This window comes from Serratia sp. CY40230 (genome assembly GCF_052168835.1).
Classification (GTDB): domain Bacteria; phylum Pseudomonadota; class Gammaproteobacteria; order Enterobacterales; family Enterobacteriaceae; genus Serratia; species Serratia nematodiphila.
This window is the reverse complement of the sequence record NZ_JBJNLX010000002.1, coordinates 433,958-453,165: the sequence shown is the minus strand read 5'-3', so window position 1 is coordinate 453,165 and position 19,208 is coordinate 433,958. Positions and strand designations below refer to the sequence as shown.

The 19,208-nt window shown below is 63.0% G+C and carries 22 protein-coding genes; 11 read left to right on the top strand and 11 right to left on the bottom strand.

What is annotated here, in order from left to right; genetic code table 11:
* The first annotated feature begins 43 nt into the window (after positions 1-43).
* A complete protein-coding gene (locus ACJ8IJ_RS09300; protein ID WP_004939438.1) occupies positions 44-556 on the top strand; it encodes a DUF2165 family protein in 513 nt (170 codons plus the stop codon).
* 21 nt (positions 557-577) lie between these two features.
* Here ACJ8IJ_RS09300 and ACJ8IJ_RS09295 read toward each other — a convergent pair whose 3' ends face one another.
* The 3 genes from ACJ8IJ_RS09295 to ACJ8IJ_RS09285 form a co-directional block, all read right to left on the bottom strand.
* Positions 578-1,090, bottom strand: a complete 513-nt coding sequence (locus ACJ8IJ_RS09295; RefSeq protein ID WP_049187242.1) for a GNAT family N-acetyltransferase — start codon at positions 1,088-1,090, stop codon at positions 578-580.
* Positions 1,091-1,131: 41 nt separating this feature from the next.
* The gene (locus ACJ8IJ_RS09290) at positions 1,132-2,349 is read right to left on the bottom strand and encodes an FAD-dependent oxidoreductase (RefSeq protein ID WP_442518564.1); all 1,218 of its coding nucleotides are present in this window, start codon (positions 2,347-2,349) and stop codon (positions 1,132-1,134) included.
* A 76-nt stretch (positions 2,350-2,425) separates the two neighbouring features.
* Positions 2,426-2,995 (bottom strand): DUF4865 family protein, encoded by a 570-nt coding sequence (locus ACJ8IJ_RS09285; RefSeq protein ID WP_048322487.1) that lies wholly within the window; start codon positions 2,993-2,995, stop codon positions 2,426-2,428.
* Positions 2,996-3,100: 105 nt separating this feature from the next.
* Between ACJ8IJ_RS09285 and ACJ8IJ_RS09280 the strand changes: the two genes are divergently transcribed.
* Positions 3,101-3,970 carry a LysR substrate-binding domain-containing protein gene (locus tag ACJ8IJ_RS09280; RefSeq protein WP_015377109.1) on the top strand — a complete coding sequence of 290 codons (870 nt, stop codon included), beginning with the start codon at positions 3,101-3,103 and terminating at the stop codon, positions 3,968-3,970.
* Here ACJ8IJ_RS09280 and sseA read toward each other — a convergent pair.
* Positions 3,967-4,812: a 3-mercaptopyruvate sulfurtransferase gene (gene sseA / locus ACJ8IJ_RS09275; protein ID WP_442518563.1), complete on the bottom strand. Its 846-nt coding sequence runs from the start codon at positions 4,810-4,812 to the stop codon at positions 3,967-3,969. The genes ACJ8IJ_RS09280 and sseA overlap by 4 nt on opposite strands.
* Positions 4,813-4,918: 106 nt before the next feature.
* Here sseA and ACJ8IJ_RS09270 point away from each other — a divergent pair, with 106 nt between their 5' ends.
* Positions 4,919-5,341, top strand: a complete 423-nt coding sequence (locus ACJ8IJ_RS09270) for an NUDIX hydrolase (RefSeq protein WP_131164518.1) — start codon at positions 4,919-4,921, stop codon at positions 5,339-5,341.
* A 9-nt stretch (positions 5,342-5,350) separates the two neighbouring features.
* Here ACJ8IJ_RS09270 and ACJ8IJ_RS09265 read toward each other — a convergent pair whose 3' ends face one another.
* The 4 genes from ACJ8IJ_RS09265 to ACJ8IJ_RS09250 all read right to left on the bottom strand — a co-directional run bounded on the left by ACJ8IJ_RS09265 (position 5,351) and on the right by ACJ8IJ_RS09250 (position 9,451).
* Positions 5,351-6,016: an epimerase gene (locus tag ACJ8IJ_RS09265; protein ID WP_442518562.1), complete on the bottom strand. Its 666-nt coding sequence runs from the start codon at positions 6,014-6,016 to the stop codon at positions 5,351-5,353.
* On the bottom strand, positions 6,013-7,038 hold the full coding sequence (locus ACJ8IJ_RS09260; RefSeq protein ID WP_442518561.1) for an AraC family transcriptional regulator: 1,026 nt from the start codon (positions 7,036-7,038) through the stop codon (positions 6,013-6,015). The genes ACJ8IJ_RS09265 and ACJ8IJ_RS09260 overlap by 4 nt, the downstream gene beginning before the upstream one ends.
* Positions 7,039-7,048: 10 nt before the next feature.
* On the bottom strand, positions 7,049-7,933 hold the full coding sequence (locus tag ACJ8IJ_RS09255) for an oxidoreductase (RefSeq protein ID WP_060558937.1): 885 nt from the start codon (positions 7,931-7,933) through the stop codon (positions 7,049-7,051).
* A gap of 81 nt (positions 7,934-8,014) precedes the next feature.
* Positions 8,015-9,451 carry an aminotransferase-like domain-containing protein gene (locus tag ACJ8IJ_RS09250; RefSeq protein ID WP_442518560.1) on the bottom strand — a complete coding sequence of 479 codons (1,437 nt, stop codon included), beginning with the start codon at positions 9,449-9,451 and terminating at the stop codon, positions 8,015-8,017.
* A gap of 179 nt (positions 9,452-9,630) precedes the next feature.
* Here ACJ8IJ_RS09250 and ACJ8IJ_RS09245 point away from each other — a divergent pair, with 179 nt between their 5' ends.
* The 3 genes from ACJ8IJ_RS09245 to ACJ8IJ_RS09235 all read left to right on the top strand — a co-directional run bounded on the left by ACJ8IJ_RS09245 (position 9,631) and on the right by ACJ8IJ_RS09235 (position 11,805).
* Positions 9,631-9,813, top strand: coding sequence for a DUF1127 domain-containing protein (locus ACJ8IJ_RS09245; protein ID WP_004939404.1), 183 nt, complete (start codon positions 9,631-9,633; stop codon positions 9,811-9,813).
* A gap of 9 nt (positions 9,814-9,822) precedes the next feature.
* Positions 9,823-10,446, top strand: coding sequence for a glutathione S-transferase family protein (locus ACJ8IJ_RS09240; RefSeq protein WP_004939402.1), 624 nt, complete (start codon positions 9,823-9,825; stop codon positions 10,444-10,446).
* A 228-nt stretch (positions 10,447-10,674) separates the two neighbouring features.
* Positions 10,675-11,805, top strand: a complete 1,131-nt coding sequence (locus tag ACJ8IJ_RS09235; RefSeq protein WP_033640958.1) for a Gfo/Idh/MocA family protein — start codon at positions 10,675-10,677, stop codon at positions 11,803-11,805.
* A 102-nt stretch (positions 11,806-11,907) separates the two neighbouring features.
* Here the strand turns inward: ACJ8IJ_RS09235 and ACJ8IJ_RS09230 are convergent, their stop codons facing one another.
* Genes ACJ8IJ_RS09230 through ACJ8IJ_RS09220 form a run of 3 tightly spaced genes read right to left on the bottom strand, consistent with a single transcriptional unit; the run spans position 11,908 to position 15,039 of the window.
* On the bottom strand, positions 11,908-13,779 hold the full coding sequence (locus tag ACJ8IJ_RS09230; RefSeq protein WP_015377117.1) for an amidohydrolase: 1,872 nt from the start codon (positions 13,777-13,779) through the stop codon (positions 11,908-11,910).
* A gap of 21 nt (positions 13,780-13,800) precedes the next feature.
* Positions 13,801-14,346 carry an antibiotic biosynthesis monooxygenase gene (locus ACJ8IJ_RS09225; protein ID WP_085336457.1) on the bottom strand — a complete coding sequence of 182 codons (546 nt, stop codon included), beginning with the start codon at positions 14,344-14,346 and terminating at the stop codon, positions 13,801-13,803.
* Between the two features lie 48 nt (positions 14,347-14,394).
* The gene (locus ACJ8IJ_RS09220; protein WP_004939390.1) at positions 14,395-15,039 is read right to left on the bottom strand and encodes a hydrolase; all 645 of its coding nucleotides are present in this window, start codon (positions 15,037-15,039) and stop codon (positions 14,395-14,397) included.
* A gap of 140 nt (positions 15,040-15,179) precedes the next feature.
* On the opposite strand from ACJ8IJ_RS09220, the gene ACJ8IJ_RS09215 reads away from it, so the two are divergent.
* The 5 genes from ACJ8IJ_RS09215 to osmF all read left to right on the top strand — a co-directional run bounded on the left by ACJ8IJ_RS09215 (position 15,180) and on the right by osmF (position 19,205).
* Positions 15,180-16,091, top strand: coding sequence for a LysR substrate-binding domain-containing protein (locus ACJ8IJ_RS09215; protein WP_004939387.1), 912 nt, complete (start codon positions 15,180-15,182; stop codon positions 16,089-16,091).
* A gap of 43 nt (positions 16,092-16,134) precedes the next feature.
* Positions 16,135-16,497 carry a cell envelope integrity TolA C-terminal domain-containing protein gene (locus ACJ8IJ_RS09210; RefSeq protein ID WP_021503935.1) on the top strand — a complete coding sequence of 121 codons (363 nt, stop codon included), beginning with the start codon at positions 16,135-16,137 and terminating at the stop codon, positions 16,495-16,497.
* 140 nt (positions 16,498-16,637) lie between these two features.
* A complete protein-coding gene (locus tag ACJ8IJ_RS09205) occupies positions 16,638-17,114 on the top strand; it encodes an OsmC family protein (protein ID WP_004939379.1) in 477 nt (158 codons plus the stop codon).
* An 89-nt stretch (positions 17,115-17,203) separates the two neighbouring features.
* Complete coding sequence (locus ACJ8IJ_RS09200; protein ID WP_197752925.1) at positions 17,204-18,262, top strand: fatty acid desaturase; 1,059 nt, start codon at positions 17,204-17,206, stop codon at positions 18,260-18,262.
* A gap of 13 nt (positions 18,263-18,275) precedes the next feature.
* On the top strand, positions 18,276-19,205 hold the full coding sequence (gene osmF / locus ACJ8IJ_RS09195) for a glycine betaine ABC transporter substrate-binding protein OsmF (protein WP_004939374.1): 930 nt from the start codon (positions 18,276-18,278) through the stop codon (positions 19,203-19,205).
* Positions 19,206-19,208: the final 3 nt, after the last annotated feature.

Here is a 19,208-nt window from a genome sequence, read left to right as displayed (position 1 = left end):
GTCATGAGGATGGGAGCCACTCGTTTATTCATTAAGGATAACCATGAACGAAATCACTGTGTCACGCCTCGGTTGCATCGTCCTGTCCCTGTTTCCGGCCCTGTGGGGGCTGTTCAGCCTGTTGAACAATACGGCGGATTTCGCCGGCACCGCGCGCAATGCGGTGGGGCCGCTGCTTGCCATGCAGGATACTTATCAAACGCCGGGGCTGATGTGGCGCGCGATCCGCGCCGACTGGGCCTGCATGTTGGGGTTGGCGGTCATCACCACGCTGGAAACGCTGGCCGGCCTATTCGCGGCCGCGGGCGTGGTGCTGATGATCGGGCGATTGAAAGGCCCTTACGCCGCCTTCGCCAAGGGCAAAGCCTGGGCGATGCTGGGAGCGCTTTGCGCGATCGCGGTGTGGGGCGTCGGCTTTATGGTGGTCGCCGGCGACTGGTTTATGGCCTGGCAGGCCAAGAAGGATCCGTTGGCGGTGCAGCTGGGGGCGCTGATCTACCTGGCGCCCAATGCGTTTGCCTTGCTGTTCCTGATGCTGCAGCGGGAGCCGCGCTAACGAAGGCGGAGCGGGGCGCGGTTACAGCGCCTTGCTCATATACCAAATGCCTATCGAGCCCTGGGCGCTGGTGTAGCAGGTCTCGCCACACATGCTCAATCCCTGACGCTGATAAAAACGTTGGGCGCCGGTGTTGCGTTGCAGCACCTCCAGCCACAGCGTCTTCTGCTGGCGCTCGATGGCCCGCTGCTGCACCTGTTCGAACAGGCGCTGGCCATAGCCGTTGCCGGCATGGCCCGGCAGGAAATAGATTTTCTGCAGCTCTGCGCCGATTTGTTCGGTTGGTGCCAGCAGGCTGTCGAAGTTCACCCGCGCATAGCCGACCAGGGCGTCATTCTCATAGGCCAACAGCCAGCACACGTCGGGCTGGCGCAGCGTCTGTTCCAGCGCGGAGACGGAAAAATCCTCCGCCAGAAAGGCCTCCAGCTCGTGCGGGTAGCGCCACAGCTCACCGAAGTGGGCGCGATAGGTGCGGATGCCGATATCGCGCACCAGGGTTAAATCTTCCAGCAATGCCTGACGGACGGTGAACATGAGTGAACCTCATCGAAGCGAGAACCGATGAGTATAGCGGGTTAATTTTCAAGATGCCGCGGCGTTTCGCGGCGAAAGCCCAGGCCGATGATGCGGCCGAACAGACGCGGCAGCCAGCGGCTGTTGCCGACGCGGGCGATCAGGCGTGAGCCGCCCGCCGCGCGGCGCTGACCTGGTTTACGCTGACTCATTTTGATCTGCAAAAACTGGATGGCCCGGGTGGGAAATTCGCGCCGGCGCTGCACGCTCAGCAGATGCTTCAGCTGCAGCCGATGCTGGCGCAGCGGCGGGATCAGGGCGTTGGCGGCGGCCACCGCGTCCTGAATCGCCAGGTTGACGCCCACGCCGCCGATCGGCGACATGGCGTGCGCGGCGTCGCCGATGCACAGCACGCCCGGTTTGGCCCAGCGATCCAGACGATCGATGCGAATGCTCAGCAGTTTTACCTGATCCCACTCGACGATCTCCTGCAGGCGATCGTCCTGGAACGGCGCCACCTCGGCGAGGTGCAGCAAAAATTTCTCCAGCCCGCTGCGGCGGATCGCGTCGAAGCTGCCTTTGTCGATCGAATAGCCGCACTGCCAGTAGTCGCCGCGATCGATCATGATGAAGTTTTGCTTCGGCCCGGTGTGGCCCATCGACCAGGCCGGATCGCCCGGCTGCTTGCTGAGCTTCATCCACAAGACGTCGCGCGGGGCGCCGAAGGAGCGGCTGCTGAGCGCCGCCTGCTCGCGCACCACCGAGTTGCGGCCGTCGGTGCCGATCACCAGCTGGCTGCGCACGCGGATCGGGCCCTCCGGCGCGTCGGCCAGCACGCCGCATACCTGGCCGCGGTCATACAGCAGCTCATGAACCTGCGTCGAGGTGAGCAGCCTGAAATGGGGGAAGGCGGCGGCCTGCTGCGCCAAAAAGTTGAGGAACTCCCACTGCGGCATAAAGGCGATAAATTTGCAGCGCGTCGGCAGGCGGGTGAAATCCGCCAGTTTGATGTCGCGGCCGGCGACTTCGGCGTGCAGAGATTCCGCGCGCTGATGCGGCAGCGTCAGCAGTTCGTCGAGCAGGCCCAGTTGATGCATGACTTCCAGCGTCGACGGGTGAATGGTGTCACCGCGAAAATCGCGCAGGAAATCGGCGTGCTTCTCCAGCACCGTCACGTCGATCCCCGCCCGCGACAGCAGATAGCCGAGCATCAGCCCGGCGGGGCCGCCTCCCACGATGCAGCAGGTGGTGGCGTAAGGTGTGATTGGTGATGACGACATGACGGTTGACCCCGGAGAGCGGCCCGCATCCCGCGAGCCGCAAGTGAATGTTTAATGTTGATAATGATTATCAATATCAAGTTTGACTGTCAACCCGCGGCGCAGTGTGGTCAAAGGGGGCGGACAGATGGCCGACGCGGAACAGCTGGCCGTTTTGCGGCCGTGCCTGCGGCGGTTCACGCCATAAATCCAGCCGCACTAACCGCCACTCGGCGGGGTCGAACGCCACGATGGAGGCCAGCGCGCCGGGCGCCGCCTGATGTTGCCGACGCAGCGCAGGCAGATCGCTGTAGGGGATGATGGCCTGTTCCTGACAGGTTGCCCAGGCGGCCTCGGCCAGATGAGGGCGATCGAAATGCGTCAGCCACGGCAGCCAATGATTGACGCGTGGCCAGCCGAACGCCTGGCTGAGGCCTCTGAAACCTTCGCCGGCCAGGAAATCGTTCATGCCGGCGCTGCTGTTCCACAGGTAGAAGGGAGCGTAGAGATTTTCGGCGCTGCCTTCGCTGCGCTGCGCGTACAGATAGGCTTTGACGATCAGCTGCGGGCAGGCGTCGAGCCGATGGCCGAAATCGGCGATGCGGCGGCGGACGATCGCCATGTCGTAATCGGCGGGCAGGGTGAAACGGTATTGCATCGCGAGCATAAGGATTCTCCGCAAAGACATTGACCGGGAGAGCGTGACACGCCATCTTTATCAGTAAAATCGGTATTATTTTGATTGATGGTTCAGAAAATCAGGATGGTCAGCATGGGGCGAATCACGTTCGATCTCGAGGATTTGCGCAGCTTCGTCACCGGCGTCGAGCTGGGCAGCTTCGCCAAGGCGGCGGAACGGCTGGGGCGTTCGACGTCGGCGGTCAGCGCTCACCTGAAAAAGCTGGAGCAGCAGGTCGGCGCGCCGATCCTGCGCAAGGCCGGACGCGGCATGGTGATGACCGAGGCGGGGGAAACCCTGCTCGGTTACGCGCGCCGCCTGCTGGAGCTTAATGACGAAGCCGCCGCCGCGGTGCGCGGGTTGGATCTGCAGGGCACGGTGCGGCTGGGGCTGCAGGAGGATTTCGGCGAGACGTTTCTGCCGCAGGTGTTGGGCAGCTTCGCGCGCGCCAATCCGAAGGTGCGCATCGAGGCGCGCATCGCCCGCAATGCCGAGCTGATCGACTGGGTGCTGAAAGGCCAGCTGGATCTGTCGCTGGCGTGGGATGGCGGTCTGAGCACGCCGTTTCATCAGGCGCTGGGGCAGCGGCAGTTGCACTGGATCGCCTCGCCCGGCTTCGCGCTGGCGCCGTGGCGAGAAGGGGATGAGCCGTTGCCGTTGGTGATGTTCGACGCACCCTGTCTGATGCGCAGCGCGGCGACGCAGGCGCTGGATCGCGCCGGCATTCCCTGGCGCATCGCCTTTACCAGCCGCAGCCTGAACGGCGTTTGGGCGGCGGTGAGCGCCGGGTTGGGCGTCACGGTGCGCACGGCGGCGGGTTTGCCGCCCGGCCTGTCACCGTTGGCGCCTGAACTGCTGCCCGTTCTCGGCCAGCTCGGCGTGGTGCTGCACCGCGCCGAGGATCAGCCCTCGGCGGCCGTGCAGCGGCTGGCGCAGATCGTGGTCGAGCGGATCGAAACCTAATCTTTGGCGATCGGCTGTTTGCCGCTCAGCTGGCCCCATTCGCTCCAGGCGCCGTCATACAGCTTGACCTGCGGGGCGCCGAGCGACAGCAGGCCGAACGCCAGCACCGCCGCCGTCACGCCGGAGCCGCAGCTGGTGATGATCGGGCCGTTGATATCCACGCCCTTGTCGCTAAAGGTTTGGCGCAGCGCCTCCAGCGATTTGAAGCGGCCGTTTTCCAGCAGCTCGCCGTACGGAATGTTGATGCTGCCGGGAATGTGGCCGCGGTGCAGGCCGGGGCGCGGCTCCGGCGCTTCGGCATAAAAGCGCGGCGCGGCGCGCGCGTCGAGAATTTGCACCGGCGTGCCTAACGCCTGTTCCACTTGCCGCATATCCACCACCGCGTCGGCGTTGAACCGGGCGTTGAACACCTGTGGTTCAGGCTGCGCCGGGCCGGTGGCCAGCGCCTGGCCCTGCGCTGTCCAGCCGTTCAGCCCTTCGTCCAGTACGTAAACATGCTGGGCGCCGAAATTGCGGAAGGTCCACCAGCCGCGCGGCCCGGAGAACTGGTTACCCTCATCGTAAATCACCAGGGTATCGCGCTCGCTGATGCCCAGCTTGCCCACCGCCGCGCCAAACTCCGCCGCCGTCGGCAGCATGTGCGGCAGCGCGGTGTTTTTGTCCGCCACTTCGTCGATGTCGAAATAGACCGCGCCGGGGATATGGCCGCGTTCGAACTCGGCAAGCATGTCCTTTTTCGGCGTTAGCCCCACCGGCGACATCCGGACGTCGATCACCACCAGATTTTCATCATTGATATGTTGCGCAAGCCATTGAGGGGTCACCAGAAACGGAGAGTTCATCGTTATTGTTCGCCTGTTGTGAAAACGGATTTTCACTATACACCAGGCCGCGCGGGGATGAAGTATGATGTTCAGTCAAAGGCAATGGGCAGGGAGCGGAAAAATCATGACGGACGAGGCGTTTGGCGGGGCCAAGATCGCGCTGCTGTGCGATGGTTTCCTGCTGGTTTACCAACGGGACGATAAACCGGGCATTCCGTGGCCCGGCCTGTGGGATCTGCCCGGCGGCGGGCGGGAAAACGGCGAAACGCCGCTGCAGTGCGTGCAGCGGGAGACGCAGGAAGAGTTCGGCGTGGCGATCGCCGAACGTCAGGTTGTCTGGCGGCGGCGCTACGACGGCATTTTGCCCGGCTATCCGCCGACCTGGTTTATGGCCGGGATGATCACTCCGGTGCAGATCGCCGCCATACGTTTCGGCGACGAGGGGCAGCGTTGGCGGATGATGCCGGTGGAGCAGTTTATTCACCATCCGCAGGGTATCAAACACCTGCGCCGCCGGGTGGCGGAGTATTGGCGGCAGGGCGGTTAACCCCGTTGTTCAGGGTGCCGCCAGCCGGTTGATCTGCGCCGGTTCGATGATGCGTAGCGCGCTTTCCCGTCGCGCCACCGCCAGCATCGCCCGCCCGATTCGTTCGGTGCTGCTTACCCGGGCGGGAAACAGCCGCAATGCGCCGAGCCACAGCGGCTTGAACAGCCGATAGGCCAGATCGTAGAGGCGGGTTTTGGAGCGAATGCCGTGCAGCGGCACAATGGCGCCGGGGCGGAACATCACCGCGTGGAACGGCAGCGCCAGCAGCGCGTTTTCGGTGGCGCCCTTGACCCTGGCCCACATGCTGCGGCCGCGTTCGCTGCTGTCGGTGCCGAGGCCGGAGACGTAGACGAAGACCATCGACGGATTCAGCGTCGCCAACGGGCGGGCGGCGGCCAGCGTCAGATCGTAAGTCACCGCGCGATATTCAGCTTCACTCAGGCCGGAGGACGAAATCCCCAGGCAGAAGAAGCAGGCGTCGTAGCCGGCGAGCTGCGGCTCCAGCGCCGACAGATCACGCAGATCGGGCACAGAAAGCTGGCGCAGTTTGGCGTGGCTCTGGGCCAACGGGCTTCGGCCGATGCTGAGCACTTCGCTGACGCGCGGTTCGTGCAGGCATTCCCGCAGTGCGCCCTGGCCCACCATGCCGCTGGCGCCGAAAATAATCACTTTCATGTTCTGTTCTCCCACTGGCCAGCGGCGCGCTGCGTGCGCCAGCGGCTGGGCGTCAGCGTTTCCCACTGAATAAAGGCGCGGCTGAACGAATTCAGCTCTTCGAATCCCAGCACAAAGGCGATTTCGCCCGGTTCAAGGTCGGTTTCCGCCAACAGCCGGCAGGCGGTGCGGTGGCGGGTTTTGTCCAACAATTGCTGGTAGCTGTAGCCGTGCTGTTGCAAGCGGCGCTGCAGCGTGCGCGGGCTGAGATAGAGTTCAGCGGCCACGCTGTTGACGCTGGGGCGCTGGCCGCGCATGCTGCGGCTGAGGATCGCCATCACCTGCGTGGGCAGATCGTGCGCCGACTGAGATTTGGCCAGCTCCGCCTCCAGCCCCGGCAGCAGCACCGCCAGCATGGCCTGGTTGTAGGTGACGAAGGGTTGACGCATCAACGCGCGATCGAACACCAGCACGTCCAGCGGGGCGTTGAATGTCACCGGGCAGCCGAAATAGCGCGCCAGCGGCGAGGCGGCGTCCGCTCGCCGGGTCAATTCGATCGCCTGTGGCTGCAGGGGCAAGCCGGTGCCGCGCCGACACAGAGCTGTGATGGCGGCGAACATGGCGTCGATCAGCAGCGCCGGCGCGTGGCCTTCGCTCATGGTCCAGCGGGTGTGCAGGCGCATGCTGTCGCCGTCTTCCACCAGCATCAGCTCTTCCGGGCAAACCAGCCGTTTATAGCGCGCCACCTTTTGCAATGCTTCGCCCAGCGTGGCGGAATGCAACGCGGCGACCAAGGCAATGTCATAGTGTTCCGGCGCCGCCTCGCCGCCCAGACGCAGACCGAAGGCGGGATCGTCGTTCAACTGCGGCAGACTGCGCCAAAGAGAGAAGAATTGTTGCGTAGTGAGTTTAATCTTGTCGCGCCGTTCGCCGAACAGCCCGGCGGGCAACCCGGCCAATCGGCCGAGCTGCTCAATATCGACGCCCTGCGACGCCAGGTGTACCGCCAGCGCGCCGGAAACCGGAATTTGATCGCTGCTCAATGCGGGCTCCTTAGGATTTTCCCGTCACCACCGCCGCCATCGCGGCGTGATCCGGCGAGCTGTCATCGTGGTCGGTGCTGAGACTGAGGGCGCGAAACGCGGCGTCCTCCGCCTGGCGTTCTGCCAACACCTGCGCCGCCATATGCACCGCGTCGCTGCCGAGCAGCAGGCGTAGCGGAGGGGCTTCCAGCGCCGCCAACTGCAGGATCGCCTGCGCCGCCTTGGCCGGATCGCCGGTTTGGCTGCCGTTATGCTGCTGCAGGAAGGCCAGCATCGGCCCCAGCGTCGGCTGATAGGCTTCGCCGATCGGCGCAATGGTCATTGAAGAACCGGCCCAGTCGGTGCGGAAGCCGCCGGGTTCGACCATCGTCACCTTGACGCCGAAGGGGGCCATCTCTTTGGCCAATGATTCGGAGAACCCTTCGACCGCCCACTTGGCGGTATGGTAGGCGCTGAGGCCGGCAATGCCGAGGCGAGCGCCGATGGTGGCGATCTGGATGATATGGCCGCTGCCCTGCCGGCGTAATATCGGCAGCGCCGCGCGGGTGACGTTGAACACGCCGAAGAAGTTGGTTTCGAGCTGCGCGCGAAAATCGGCTTCATCGGCTTCCTCCACCGGCGCGATATTGCCGTAGCCGGCGTTGTTGACCAGCACGTCCAGCCGACCGAAGCGTTCAATCGCCGTGCGCACCGCGCGTTCGGCGGCGGCGGCGTCGGTGACGTCGAGCGCGACCGTGGCGACCCGATCGCCGTAGCGTTCCACCAGCGGCTGCAGCTGTTGCGGCTGACGGGCGGTGGCGACCAGACGGTGCCCGGCGGCCAACACCGCCTGCGCCAGCTGTTGGCCCAGGCCGCGGGAACTGCCGGTGATTAACCATACCTGTGACTGAGACATCATGACCTTCCTGATTGCGAGTGGGTGTGATGCCACTTTAGAGCGCCGGGCAGCGCAGCGATAATCCGATCGCGTCAAGATTTAATCCGATTGCGCCAAACTGTCGACCGGCATCAGCCGCTGGATGGTGGCGCCGACCTTATGCACTGCCAGCTCGATCTCTGTCGTCAACGTCGGCGCATAGTTGATGCGCAGGCAGTTGCGGTACTTGCCGGCGGCGGAAAAGATGCTGCCGACGGCGATTTGTACGCCTTGCTGTTCAAGATGGCGGTTCAGCCGCAGAGTGTCGAACGCTTCGTCCAGTTCGATCCACAGCATAAAACCGCCGCGCGGCCGGCTGACGCGGGTGCCGGCCGGGAAGTGTTTCAGGATAAGATCGGTCATGCGGTCGCGGTTCTGCTGGTAGCGTGCGCGCATGCGCCGCAGGTGCTGCAGGTAATGCCCGCCGCGGATAAATTCGGCGATCGCCAGCTGCGGCTGGGTGGCGGTGGCGCCGGAGCCGATGAACTTCATGTGCAGCACCCGTTCCAGGTAGCGGCCGGGCGCGATCCAGCCCACGCGCAGCCCCGGCGCCAGCGTTTTGGAAAACGAGCTGCACAGCAGCACGCGGCCGTCGTCGTCGAATGACTTGATGGTGCGCGGCCGCGGGTAGTGGTAGGCGATGTCGCCGTAGACATCGTCTTCGATGATCGCCGCGTCGTGGCGCTGCGCCAGCGTCAGCAGCCGCTGTTTGTGGGCGTCGGGCATGATGTAGCCCAGCGGATTATTGCAGTTGGGCGTCAGCAGGATGGCCTTGACCGGCCACTGTTCCAGCGCCATCTCCAGCGCCGCCAGGCTGACGCCGGTGAGCGGATCGGTGGGGATTTCCAGCGCCTTGATGCCCAGCCCCTTCAGCGTCTGCATGGTGCCGTGGAAGCAGGGCGAATCGACCGCCACGATGTCGCCGGGTTGGCAAACGGCGCGCAGCCCGGCGGAGATTGCTTCCTGACAACCGGTGGTGATCAGCAGCTGATCGGGGCCGATTTGGCAGCCGGAGTCCAGCAGCAGACGGGCGACCTGTTCGCGCAGCGCGGCCACGCCCTGAATGCTGTCGTAATACAGGCTGCGCAGGTCGCCGTGGCGGGCTGCGTTGCGCAGGGCGACGATCAGCGGTTTCATCGTCGGTTCGGCGATATCCGGCATGCCGCGCCCCAGCTGGATCAGGCCTTCGCGCGGCCGGCTGCGCACCAGTTCCAGCACCTGCTCCCATTGCGAAATGTCCACCGGCCGCTGCACCGGCGCCGTCATGGCGGGCAGCTCGGCCTGCGCGCGCTGCGTATGCACGAAGTAGCCCGACTTCGGCCGCGCTTCCACCAGGCGCTGTTCCTCGAGCAACCGGTAGGCTTGCTGTACCGTGCTGATGCTGACGCCGTGCTCCTGGCTCAACGCGCGCACCGAAGGCAGGCGATGGCCGGCCGGATACAACCCTTGCTGAATGCGTTGGCTGAGAATGGCGGCCAGCGTGGCGTAGCGTGTCATACAGAGGCCTCTCATCGGTGGTCAGGATTAAAAAACCGGTACAGATACGTTCAAAATAAACCATTCAGCGGGTTTTTTGGCGCAGCTGTATGAAAAAAATAGCGCCAGCGTGAATCTGTATTGTTTTTTGCCTGGCGCGCATCATCACTACCAGGCGAAAACATCAGGGGGGATATAAGATGGCTCTGTTTGATGGCATGACGATGTGGCGACGGGTAGGCTGGTCACGCTGGCGTTGGTATTTGTTGCGTCGCAGAACGCGCAGAGAGTTACTGCTGTTGAACGACAGGCAGTTGGCGGATATCGGCCTGACGCGGGCGGAGGCCTGGAGGGAAGGGTATAAACCGTTCTGGAGAGAATAAGGAAAGTCAATGCTGAAATTATTGGGTAAAGCCTCATCGATCAACGTGCGCAAGGTGTTATGGACCTGTCAGGAGTTGGGGCTGACGCTGGAACGGGAGGACTGGGGCAGCGGTTATCGCTCCACGCAGGAGCCGGCGTTTTTGGCGCTGAATCCCAACGGCCTGGTACCGGTGCTGATCGACGGCGAGCGGGTGCTGTGGGAGTCGAATACCATTTGCCGCTATCTGGCGGGGCGGGAAGGGCGGCAAGATCTGCTGCCGCAGGCACCCGGCGCGCGCGCGGCGGTGGAGATGTGGATGGACTGGCAGGCCACCGATCTGAACGGCGCCTGGCGCTACGTGTTTATGTCGCGGGTGCGTGGGCATGCGGATTATCAGGATGCCGCCAGCCTGGCAGCCGCCGAGCGCGAATGGAACCGGCTGATGGGCTTGTTGGACGCACATCTGGCGCAGCACGGCCCTTATGCCGCCGGCGCCGCCTTCACGCTGGCGGACGTGGTGCTGGGGCTGTCGCTGAACCGCTGGCTGATGACGCCGTTCGAGCGGCCGCATTATGCGGCGCTGGCGGCCTATCAGCAGCGCCTGTTGCAACGCCCTGGCTATGTGCAGCACGGTGCTAACGGTTTACCGTGATATGAAATAAACGGTTCATTTCATCTTGTCCGGATACGCCCCACCGTGCCCGGACTTTCCTTATTACATCATCCCGTCAACGTTTCATGAACGGCATCACGAATATGAACTTTATTTTCCTGTGTGCTTGTTATTGAAATTTATATTCCATATAAACCCGTTATCAACCGGCGCGTTTCATTGAGCGACGCCTGGTCCTACGCAGAATTTTGGTCACGGGAGAAAATGATGAAACAGGTACGCGTTGGGTTAATCGGCACCGGTTATATCGGGCGTTGTCACGCTATCGCCTATGCGCAGGCCGCCACGGTCTTTCCTCTGAAAGGGGAACTGGTGCTGGAGATGCTGGCGGAAGTGACGCCCGAGCTGGCGGCGCAGCGCGCCGCCGAATTCGGCTTTGCGCGCTCGACCGGCGACTGGCGGCAGCTGGTGGCCGATCCGGCGATCGATGTGGTGGACATCTGCGCCCCCAACTTTTTGCATAAAGAGATGGCGCTGGCGGCGATCCGCCACGGCAAGCACGTGTATTCGGAAAAGCCGCTGGCGCTGGACGCCGCCGACGCGGCGGAGATGGTGCAGGCCGCGCGCGCCAAGGGGGTGAAAACGCTGGTCGGTTTTAACTACATGAAAAACCCCACCAGCCAACTGGCGCGCGAAATTATCGCCAACGGCGAAATCGGCGAGGTGGTGCATTTTTACGGCACCCACAATGAGGATTATCTGGCCGATCCGCGCACGCCGATCGACTGGCACTGCCGCCGCGCCAGCGCCGGATTAGGCGCGCTCGGGGATCTGGCGGCGCACATCGTCAATATGGCGCACTACCTGGTGGGTGATATCGTGGCGGTTTCCGGCGATATGCAGACCGTGATCAAACAGCGCCCGGATCCGCAGGACCCGACGCGCCTGCACCCGGTGGAAAACGAAGATCAGGCCAGTGCGTTGCTGCGTTTCGCCGGCGGCGCGATGGGCACTATCGAAACGTCGCGCATCGCCTGCGGGCGCAAGATGGGGCTGACCTATGTGGTTACCGGCACCAAAGGCACGCTGAGCTATACCCAGGAGCGGATGGCGGAGCTGAAGCTGTATCGGCACGATGAACCGGCGGAGCGGCAGGGGTTCAAGACGTTGCTGGTGGGGCCGAAGCACCCGGACTATGCGGCGTTTTGCATCAGCGCCGGGCACGGCATTGGTTTTAACGATCAGAAGACGGTGGAGATCCGCGATCTGGTCAACGGCATCGCCGCGGGCGATCGCATGTGGCCGGACTTTGAAGAGGGCTGGAAGGTGTCGTGCGTGCTGGACGCGATAGCCGCCTCCGCCGAACAGCGGCGCTGGCTGGAGATCAACCGCGATTGAAAATGAAATGGCGCTCTCCCGTGGACAGCGCCATTAATTTATTATGTTGCCAGCTTAATAGCTTATTAAGTTAACTTTATAATAAGTTATTGGCTTGATAACTTAGAACGAGAAACACGAACAGCCGAACGCGCCCCAGAAGGCATTCTCGTCCGACACCGGGATGCTGGAGCGGCGCGCGATGTCATGCTGGTGTGCATGCACGCCGCACGGGCCGCAGCATTGATGCGCCTGGCTCACTACCCCGACGCGGGCCGCCGCCGACGGCGGTGCGGAGCGGTAATGGCCCGGCACCTGGGTGACCGGCGACCACTCCGGCAGCACCGGCAGCGGCGGCGGCGCCAGCGGCGAGAAGCTGCCGGCGGCGTAGACCACTTTGCCGTCCACCACCGTCATCACCGACTCGATGCCTTTGATCTGCTCTTCCGGCACGCTGAAGTAGTCCTGCGACAGCACCGCCAAATCCGCCAACTGGCCGACCTTGATCTGGCCTTTCTTGCCCTGCTCGGTGGAGAACCAGGCGCTGCCTTGCGTCCACAGCATTAGCGCCGTTTCGCGATCCAGCCGCGCGCTGTCGTCGTACATCGCCATGCCGCCGACGGTGCGGCCGGAAACCAGCCAGTACAGCGCCGTCCAAGGGTTGTAGCTGGCGACGCGGGTGGCGTCGGTGCCCAGCCCGACCGGCAGCTCGGCCGCCAGCATTTTCGCCACCGGCGGCGTATGTTTGGTGGCTTCGATGCCGTAACGGTCGGCGAAATACTCCCCCTGGAACGCCATGCGGTGCTGCACCGCAATGCCGCCGCCCAGCGCCTTGACGCGCTCGATATTGCGCTCGGTAATGGTTTCGGCGTGGTCGAACAGCCAGTGCAGGCCGTTGAACGGAATGTCGCGGTTCACCTTCTCGAACACGTCCAGCATGCGGCTGATGGATTCGTCATAGGTGGCGTGCAGGCGGAACGGCCAGCGGTGCTCGACCAGATGGCGCACCACCCGCTCCAGCTCGTCTTCGGTGCCCGGCGGCAGATCCGGGCGCGGCTGCAGGAAGTCTTCGAAGTCGGCGGCGGAAAACACCAGCATCTCGCCGGCGCCGTTGTGGCGATAGAAATCGGTGCCCTGGCCCGGCTTGAGCATGTCGGTCCACAGCTCGAAGTCTTCCAGCTCCTGTTTAGGCCGCTGGGTGAACAGGTTATAGGCGATGCGGATGGTCAGCTGCTTTTTCTCGTGCAGCTCGGCGATCACCTGATAATCCTCCGGGTAGTTCTGGAAGCCGCCGCCGGCGTCGATGGCGCTGGTGAGACCGAGGCGGTTCAGCTCACGCATAAACTGGCGGGTGGAGTTGACCTGCTGCTCCAGCGGCAGCTTCGGCCCTTTCGCCAGCGTGGCGTACAGGATCATGGCGTTGGGTTTGGCGATCAGCATGCCGGTCGGGTTGCCGTTGGCGTCGCGCTGGATCTCGCCGCCCGGCGGGTTCGGCGTGTCTTTGGTGTAGCCGACCACCTTCAACGCCGCGCGGTTGAGCAGCGCGCGATCGTAGAGATGCAGAATAAATACCGGCGTGTCCGGCGCCGCCTGGTTGATTTCGTCCAGCGTCGGCATGCGGCGCTCGGCGAACTGGAATTCGGTCCAGCCGCCGACCACCCGCACCCATTGCGGGCTCGGGGTGCGCAGCGCCTGTTCTTTCAACATGCGCAGCGCGTCGGCCAGCGAGGGCACGCCTTCCCAGCGCAGCTCCAGGTTATAGTTCAGGCCACCGCGGATCAGGTGCAGGTGCGAGTCGTTCAGGCCCGGAATGGCGGTGTGGCCGTGCAGATCGATCACCTGGGTTTCCGGCCCGGCGTGCTGCATGACTTCGCTTTCGCTGCCGACCGCCAGAAACTTGCCGTCGCGGATGGCGACCGCTTGCGCGGTGGGGTGTTGGCGATCGACGGTGTGAAACTTGCCGTTGGTGATGATCAATGAAGCGTGGTGGTTCATAACATTCTCCCGGCGAACCGCCTAGCGGCGGGTCAGCCATTGATGAAAAACGCGAGTCACGATAGGCATCCACAGGTACACCACCAGGGCGACCACGGTGGCGTCATTGAGAAAATGGCCGAGCAGCGAGCCGTCCAGCTGCGGCAGCACCAGCCCCCAAAACCAGGGCACCAGATTGGTGGATGGAAAGATCACCAGCAGGGTGATGATGAATTGCTTCCACTGGGGCGGCTGGCGCACGCTGGGGTTGGGAGGGGTAAACCAGAACTCTGCGCCGGGGCGGATCTCGATATGGTCGTTCTCCAGCAACAGCGGAGTGACTTCTTCGATGTATTGCTTGCGCTGCGGCGAGTTGAGCCAGCGGTAGAGATTGTCGAGATTGTCGAAGCGGACCAGCACCGTATAGGCCTGTTCGTCGCCGGAAGGGCGAATCACGTTGACGCCTAAATGGCCGGTGAAGCCCGCGGCGTCGGGCATGATGCGGTTCAGCCAGGCCTCATAGGCCTGTTCGTTCCCCGGCGCCAAACGGTGGGTGATCACCAGCGTGACATGCTGCGGATGGGCCATAAAACCGACTCCTGAAAATACCCCGGCGCGAGGCCGGGGCAAGGGGAATTATTTCACCGTGCGGGCCGGTGCGTGGTGCACCATGGTGTAAGCGTAGTCGACGCCCATGCCGTACGCGCCGCTGTGTTCGCGCACCAGCGCCATCACCGCGTCGTAGGTATCTTTGCGCGCCCAGTCGCGTTGGTACTCCAGCAACACCTGCTGCCAGGTCACCGGTACGGCGCCGGCCTGCACCATGCGGTCGATCGAACGTTCGTGCGCATCGACGGAGGTGCCGCCGGAGGTGTCGGTCACCACATACACTTCATAGCCGGCTTCCAGCGCCATCAGCGCCGGGAAAGTCAGGCACACTTCGGTCCACAGCGCGGAGATCACCAGCTTTTTACGGCCGGTGGCTTCCACGGCTTTAACGAAGGCCGCGTCTTCCCAGGAGTTCATCGAGGTGCGTTCAATCGGGGTGATTTCAGGGTGTACCGCCAGCAGTTCCGGCCAGATATAGCCGCTGAAGCTTTCGGTTTCGACCGAGGTGAAAAGGGTGGGAACGTTGAAAATCTTGCCTGCCTTCGCCAAACCAACAACGTTGTTTTTCAGTTGCTGACGATCAATATTAGCCACGCCGAAGGCCATTTGTGGTTGATGATCGATAAAAATCAGTGCGGAATTGTCTTTATCAAGCAGTTGAAACTTGGACATAATTTACCTTCCCAGTGATATTTCGGTTGAACATCTGATGAGTGTAACGCCGATAAAACCCATGGTAGGCAGAGGGCGATTTCAAAGATACCGCAGAATTTTTGCCGACTTGTTGAGTTTTTTTATACACGGGAGAAAGCATGAGATTAAACCTGGAAGCGCTGCTGATTTTGGACGCGCTGGACCGGCACGGATCTTTCGCCGCCGCGGCCGCCGCACTGTTTAAAACCCCTTCGGCACTGAGCTATATGGTGCAAAAGCTGGAGAACGATCTCGACATCACCCTGCTCGATCGCTCCGGTCATCGGGCGAAGTTCACCGATACCGGCAAGTTGATGCTGGAAAAGGGGCGGGTGCTGCTGCGGGCGGCGCAGGATCTGGAGCAGCAGGCGCGCTATGTCGAAAACGGCTGGGAAAGCGAAATCACGCTCGGGATTGACGCCTCTTTCCCGTTTGCCCGCCTGTTGCCGCTGATCGACGAGTTCTATCGGCAGCATCACCATACCCGGCTGCGTTTCAGCCACGAAGTGCTGGCCGGCTCCTGGGAGTCGCTGGTCTACGGTTGCGCCGACATTATCATCGGCGCCATCTGCGAGCCGCCGTCACGGGTGGGTTATGCGTTCAGCCGCCTGGGGCAGCTGGACTACGTGTTCGCCGTCGCGCCGCAGCATCCGCTGGCGGCATTGCCGGAACCGTTGCCGAAGGACGAAATCCGTCAGCACCGGGCGGTGGTGGTGCGCGACACTTCGCGCGTCAACGCGCCGCAGAGCCTGAATCTGCTGGAAGAGCAGGATACGCTGACGGTCTTCGGTTTCGACGCCAAGCTGCAGGCGCAGCTGGCCGGGCTGGGCTGCGGCTATCTGCCGCGTTCTTTGGCGGAACCTTACCTGAACAGCGGCGAACTGGTGGCGAAACGCGTTGAATCGGAACGCTGCAGCGACATCGCCTATTTCGGTTGGCGGGAAAGCGCCAGCGGCCTGGCGGCCAAATGGTGGCGCGAACGGCTGCAGCGCTACGCGGACGACGGCGAGGCCTACCCGGCGGCGCAGTGAGGGCCGCTCGATAAGGATAAATCCCCCAATAAGGACATAGGGAATGAAAAAGACACTAAGCCTGTTGGCGTTGTTGCTGCTGAGCGGCTGCGGCGCCGGGCGTGAGGCCGGCATACCGTTGCCGCAGGCCCCGGCATTGGCCGCAACGCAGCTCAGTTATCCGGAGCGGGTACATAACGCGGTGAGCCGCGAGCTGCGCTTGCCGGAACATGCGCACGGTCAGCGTTGCACCCTCGCTATCCGTTTGCAGCCGGACGGCAAGCTGGCGAGCAGCAAGATCGTAAGAGGCGATGCGCCCCTGTGCGCAGCGGCGAGCGCTGCGGTGCAGCGCGCGCAGTTTCCGCCGATGGCCAGCGCTACCGAATACGCGCTGTTCAACGCCGTGGTGCTCGATTTCGTTCCCTGAAAGCATGTGAGCGACGGGCCGCTTGCGCGGCCCGTTTTTTATCGTTTCGCCGTTTGCATCTTCGCGCTTTTCCGCCAATAGTGTTCTCCGGGCATGCAGCAAGGCGATTTTTCATTGGCCGGCCAACGGGAGAAAAAGGCATGAAAGGTGAGCATCATTATCAGGTGGCGGTCACCTGGCAGGGGAATTTGGGGGCAGGCACCGAGGATTACCGCGCCTATGGGCGCGATCACCTGATTGGCGCGGTGGGCAAGGCAGACATCGCCGGTTCAGCCGATCCGGCCTTTCGCGGCGACGCGACGCGCTGGAATCCGGAGGATTTGCTGGTGGCTTCGCTCAGCGCCTGTCACAAATTATGGTATCTGCATTTATGCGCTACCTCGGGCATTTCCGTACTGGCCTATCAGGACAACGCCGTCGGGGTGATGCGCGAAGATGCGGCGCGCGGTGGCTTTTTCACCTCGGTGACGCTGCGGCCGCAGGTCACGGTGCGCGACGGCGACGATCTGCAGCTGGCGCAACAGCTGCACGAGCAGGCACATCACCTGTGCTTTATCGCCAACTCGGTGAATTTCCCGGTGGCGTGCGAACCGCAGGCCGAGTACGCAACCCGCTGAATTTTCACTTAGCTTTGCCATTTTCGTTATTTTGAACGTCACTGTGGCTCACCGATACTGGGGGAAAATTCCCAACCGCGAGCCGCAGCATGTCCCACGCCCACTATTTGCACCCTGAACAACGCGACCGCATCCGGCGGCTTCATCGGCGCTGGCACTGGCGGCTGGAGTTGCCTACCTGGGGGATCATGGCGGCAGTGTACGGCGGCTGGTTCGGCGTGGCGCATTATTGGCAGGCGCTGGGCCCGTGGCTTGGCGCGCCGCTGCTGATCCTGCTGACCACCGGGTATATGTCGCTGCAACACGAGCTGATCCACGGCCATCCGACGCGCTGGCCGCGCGTCAATCAGCTGTTCGGCCTGTTGCCGCTGGCGGTGTGGTATCCCTATGGGCTGTATCGGGATTCGCATCTGTGCCACCACCGCAACGACCACCTGACCGATCCGCATGAAGATCCCGAAAGTTACTACTTCAGCGCTGCGCAGTGGCGGCGTTATCCCCGCCTGCTGCCGCTGTTGGCCGCGGTGCGCAATACGCTGATCGGCCGGGTGCTCCTCGGCCCGGCGCTGGATATCGTCACCACGCTGTTCGGCGCAGTGAAGACGCTTGCAGCGGGCGATCTGCGCGCCTGGGCGATGTGGCTGGCGCATCTGTCGCTGTTGGCGGCGCTGCTGCACTGGCTGCAGATGCAGGGCATCGGCGCGGCGTTTTACCTGTTGGCCATCAGCTACCCGGCGCTGGCGCTGACCAAGGTAAGATCGTTTTTTGAGCATCGCGCCGTGGACGCACCGCAGGCACGTTCTATTATTAATGAGGCGGGCTGGCCGTGGCGGCTGCTGTTTCTCAATCTGAACTACCATTTAGTGCATCACGATTTGCCCGGCCTGCCCTGGTATGGCCTGCGCGAAGTCTATCTGGCGGAACGCGAGGCGTATCAGCGCCGCAGCCAGGGATTCGTCGCGCAGGGTTATGGCGAGTGGCTGCGCGATTACGCACTGACGCCGATCGACGTCGGCGTGCATCCGCTGAGCGCCGGCGAACGGCGGGAGGAACGCGATGTCCTGCCGAAGAAAAAACTTATTGCGCGCTGGAAGCGCGTTTCTCAGGATTTTCCAACCGAACTGGCCCATGAGCCGGAAAACATATAACCAGAGGAAAAGTATGGCAATCACCTTATCACGCGGACGTTCCTTTGCCGTCGCGCTGGCTCTGCTGGCCGTCGGCGGTCTGGCACAGGCGGCCGACTCGGTGCGCGTCGGCTCCAAGATCGATACCGAAGGTTCGCTGCTCGGCAACATCATCGTGCAGGTGCTGGAAGCCAACGGCATCAAAACCACCAACAAGCTGCAGCTCGGCACCACCAAGGTGCTGCGCGGCGCCATCACTTCCGGCGAGATCGACATCTACCCGGAATACACCGGCAACGGCGCGTTTTTCTTCTCCGATGAGAAAGATCCGGCGTGGAAGAACGCCCAGGCCGGCTTCGAGAAGGTGAAGCAGCTCGACTACGACAAAAACAAAATCGTCTGGCTTGATGCGGCGCCGGCCAACAACACCTGGACCATCGCCATTCGTCAGGACGTGGCGGACGCCAACCATCTCAAAACGCTGGCGGATCTCGGCAAGTGGATCAACGGCGGCGGCAAGTTCAAGCTGGCGGCCTCGGCGGAATTTATCGAGCGGCCGGATGCGCTGCCGGCGTTCCAGAACGCCTACGGCTTCAAGCTGAATCAGGATCAGCTGCTGTCCCTGGCCGGCGGCGATACGGCGGTGACCATCAAGGCGGCGGCGGAGCAGACCTCCGGCGTCAACGCGGCGATGGCCTACGGCACCGATGGCCCGGTGGCGGCGCTGGGGCTGCAGACGCTGGCGGACCCGAAAGGCGTACAGCCGATCTACGCGCCGGCGCCGATCGTGCGCGAAGCGGCGCTGAAGGCGCACGCCAATCTGCCTGAGCTGCTGAAGCCGGTGTTCGCCTCGCTGGACGGGCCGACGCTGCAAAAACTCAACGCGCAGATCGCTGTGGAAGGCCAGGACGCCAAACAGGTGGCGGCTGCTTACCTGAAAGAGAAAGGGTTTGTTAAGGGATAATGC

Coding starts and splice junctions, on each gene's coding strand:
- ACJ8IJ_RS09300 (WP_004939438.1), top strand. CDS start 44: ATGAACGAAATCACTGTGTCACGCCTCGGTTGCATCGTCCTGTCCCTG.
- ACJ8IJ_RS09295 (WP_049187242.1), bottom strand. CDS start 1,090: ATGTTCACCGTCCGTCAGGCATTGCTGGAAGATTTAACCCTGGTGCGC.
- ACJ8IJ_RS09290 (WP_442518564.1), bottom strand. CDS start 2,349: ATGTCGTCATCACCAATCACACCTTACGCCACCACCTGCTGCATCGTG.
- ACJ8IJ_RS09285 (WP_048322487.1), bottom strand. CDS start 2,995: ATGCTCGCGATGCAATACCGTTTCACCCTGCCCGCCGATTACGACATG.
- ACJ8IJ_RS09280 (WP_015377109.1), top strand. CDS start 3,101: ATGGGGCGAATCACGTTCGATCTCGAGGATTTGCGCAGCTTCGTCACC.
- sseA (WP_442518563.1), bottom strand. CDS start 4,812: ATGAACTCTCCGTTTCTGGTGACCCCTCAATGGCTTGCGCAACATATC.
- ACJ8IJ_RS09270 (WP_131164518.1), top strand. CDS start 4,919: ATGACGGACGAGGCGTTTGGCGGGGCCAAGATCGCGCTGCTGTGCGAT.
- ACJ8IJ_RS09265 (WP_442518562.1), bottom strand. CDS start 6,016: ATGAAAGTGATTATTTTCGGCGCCAGCGGCATGGTGGGCCAGGGCGCA.
- ACJ8IJ_RS09255 (WP_060558937.1), bottom strand. CDS start 7,933: ATGTCTCAGTCACAGGTATGGTTAATCACCGGCAGTTCCCGCGGCCTG.
- ACJ8IJ_RS09250 (WP_442518560.1), bottom strand. CDS start 9,451: ATGACACGCTACGCCACGCTGGCCGCCATTCTCAGCCAACGCATTCAG.
- ACJ8IJ_RS09245 (WP_004939404.1), top strand. CDS start 9,631: ATGGCTCTGTTTGATGGCATGACGATGTGGCGACGGGTAGGCTGGTCA.
- ACJ8IJ_RS09240 (WP_004939402.1), top strand. CDS start 9,823: ATGCTGAAATTATTGGGTAAAGCCTCATCGATCAACGTGCGCAAGGTG.
- ACJ8IJ_RS09235 (WP_033640958.1), top strand. CDS start 10,675: ATGAAACAGGTACGCGTTGGGTTAATCGGCACCGGTTATATCGGGCGT.
- ACJ8IJ_RS09230 (WP_015377117.1), bottom strand. CDS start 13,779: ATGAACCACCACGCTTCATTGATCATCACCAACGGCAAGTTTCACACC.
- ACJ8IJ_RS09225 (WP_085336457.1), bottom strand. CDS start 14,346: ATGGCCCATCCGCAGCATGTCACGCTGGTGATCACCCACCGTTTGGCG.
- ACJ8IJ_RS09220 (WP_004939390.1), bottom strand. CDS start 15,039: ATGTCCAAGTTTCAACTGCTTGATAAAGACAATTCCGCACTGATTTTT.
- ACJ8IJ_RS09215 (WP_004939387.1), top strand. CDS start 15,180: ATGAGATTAAACCTGGAAGCGCTGCTGATTTTGGACGCGCTGGACCGG.
- ACJ8IJ_RS09210 (WP_021503935.1), top strand. CDS start 16,135: ATGAAAAAGACACTAAGCCTGTTGGCGTTGTTGCTGCTGAGCGGCTGC.
- ACJ8IJ_RS09205 (WP_004939379.1), top strand. CDS start 16,638: ATGAAAGGTGAGCATCATTATCAGGTGGCGGTCACCTGGCAGGGGAAT.
- ACJ8IJ_RS09200 (WP_197752925.1), top strand. CDS start 17,204: ATGTCCCACGCCCACTATTTGCACCCTGAACAACGCGACCGCATCCGG.
- osmF (WP_004939374.1), top strand. CDS start 18,276: ATGGCAATCACCTTATCACGCGGACGTTCCTTTGCCGTCGCGCTGGCT.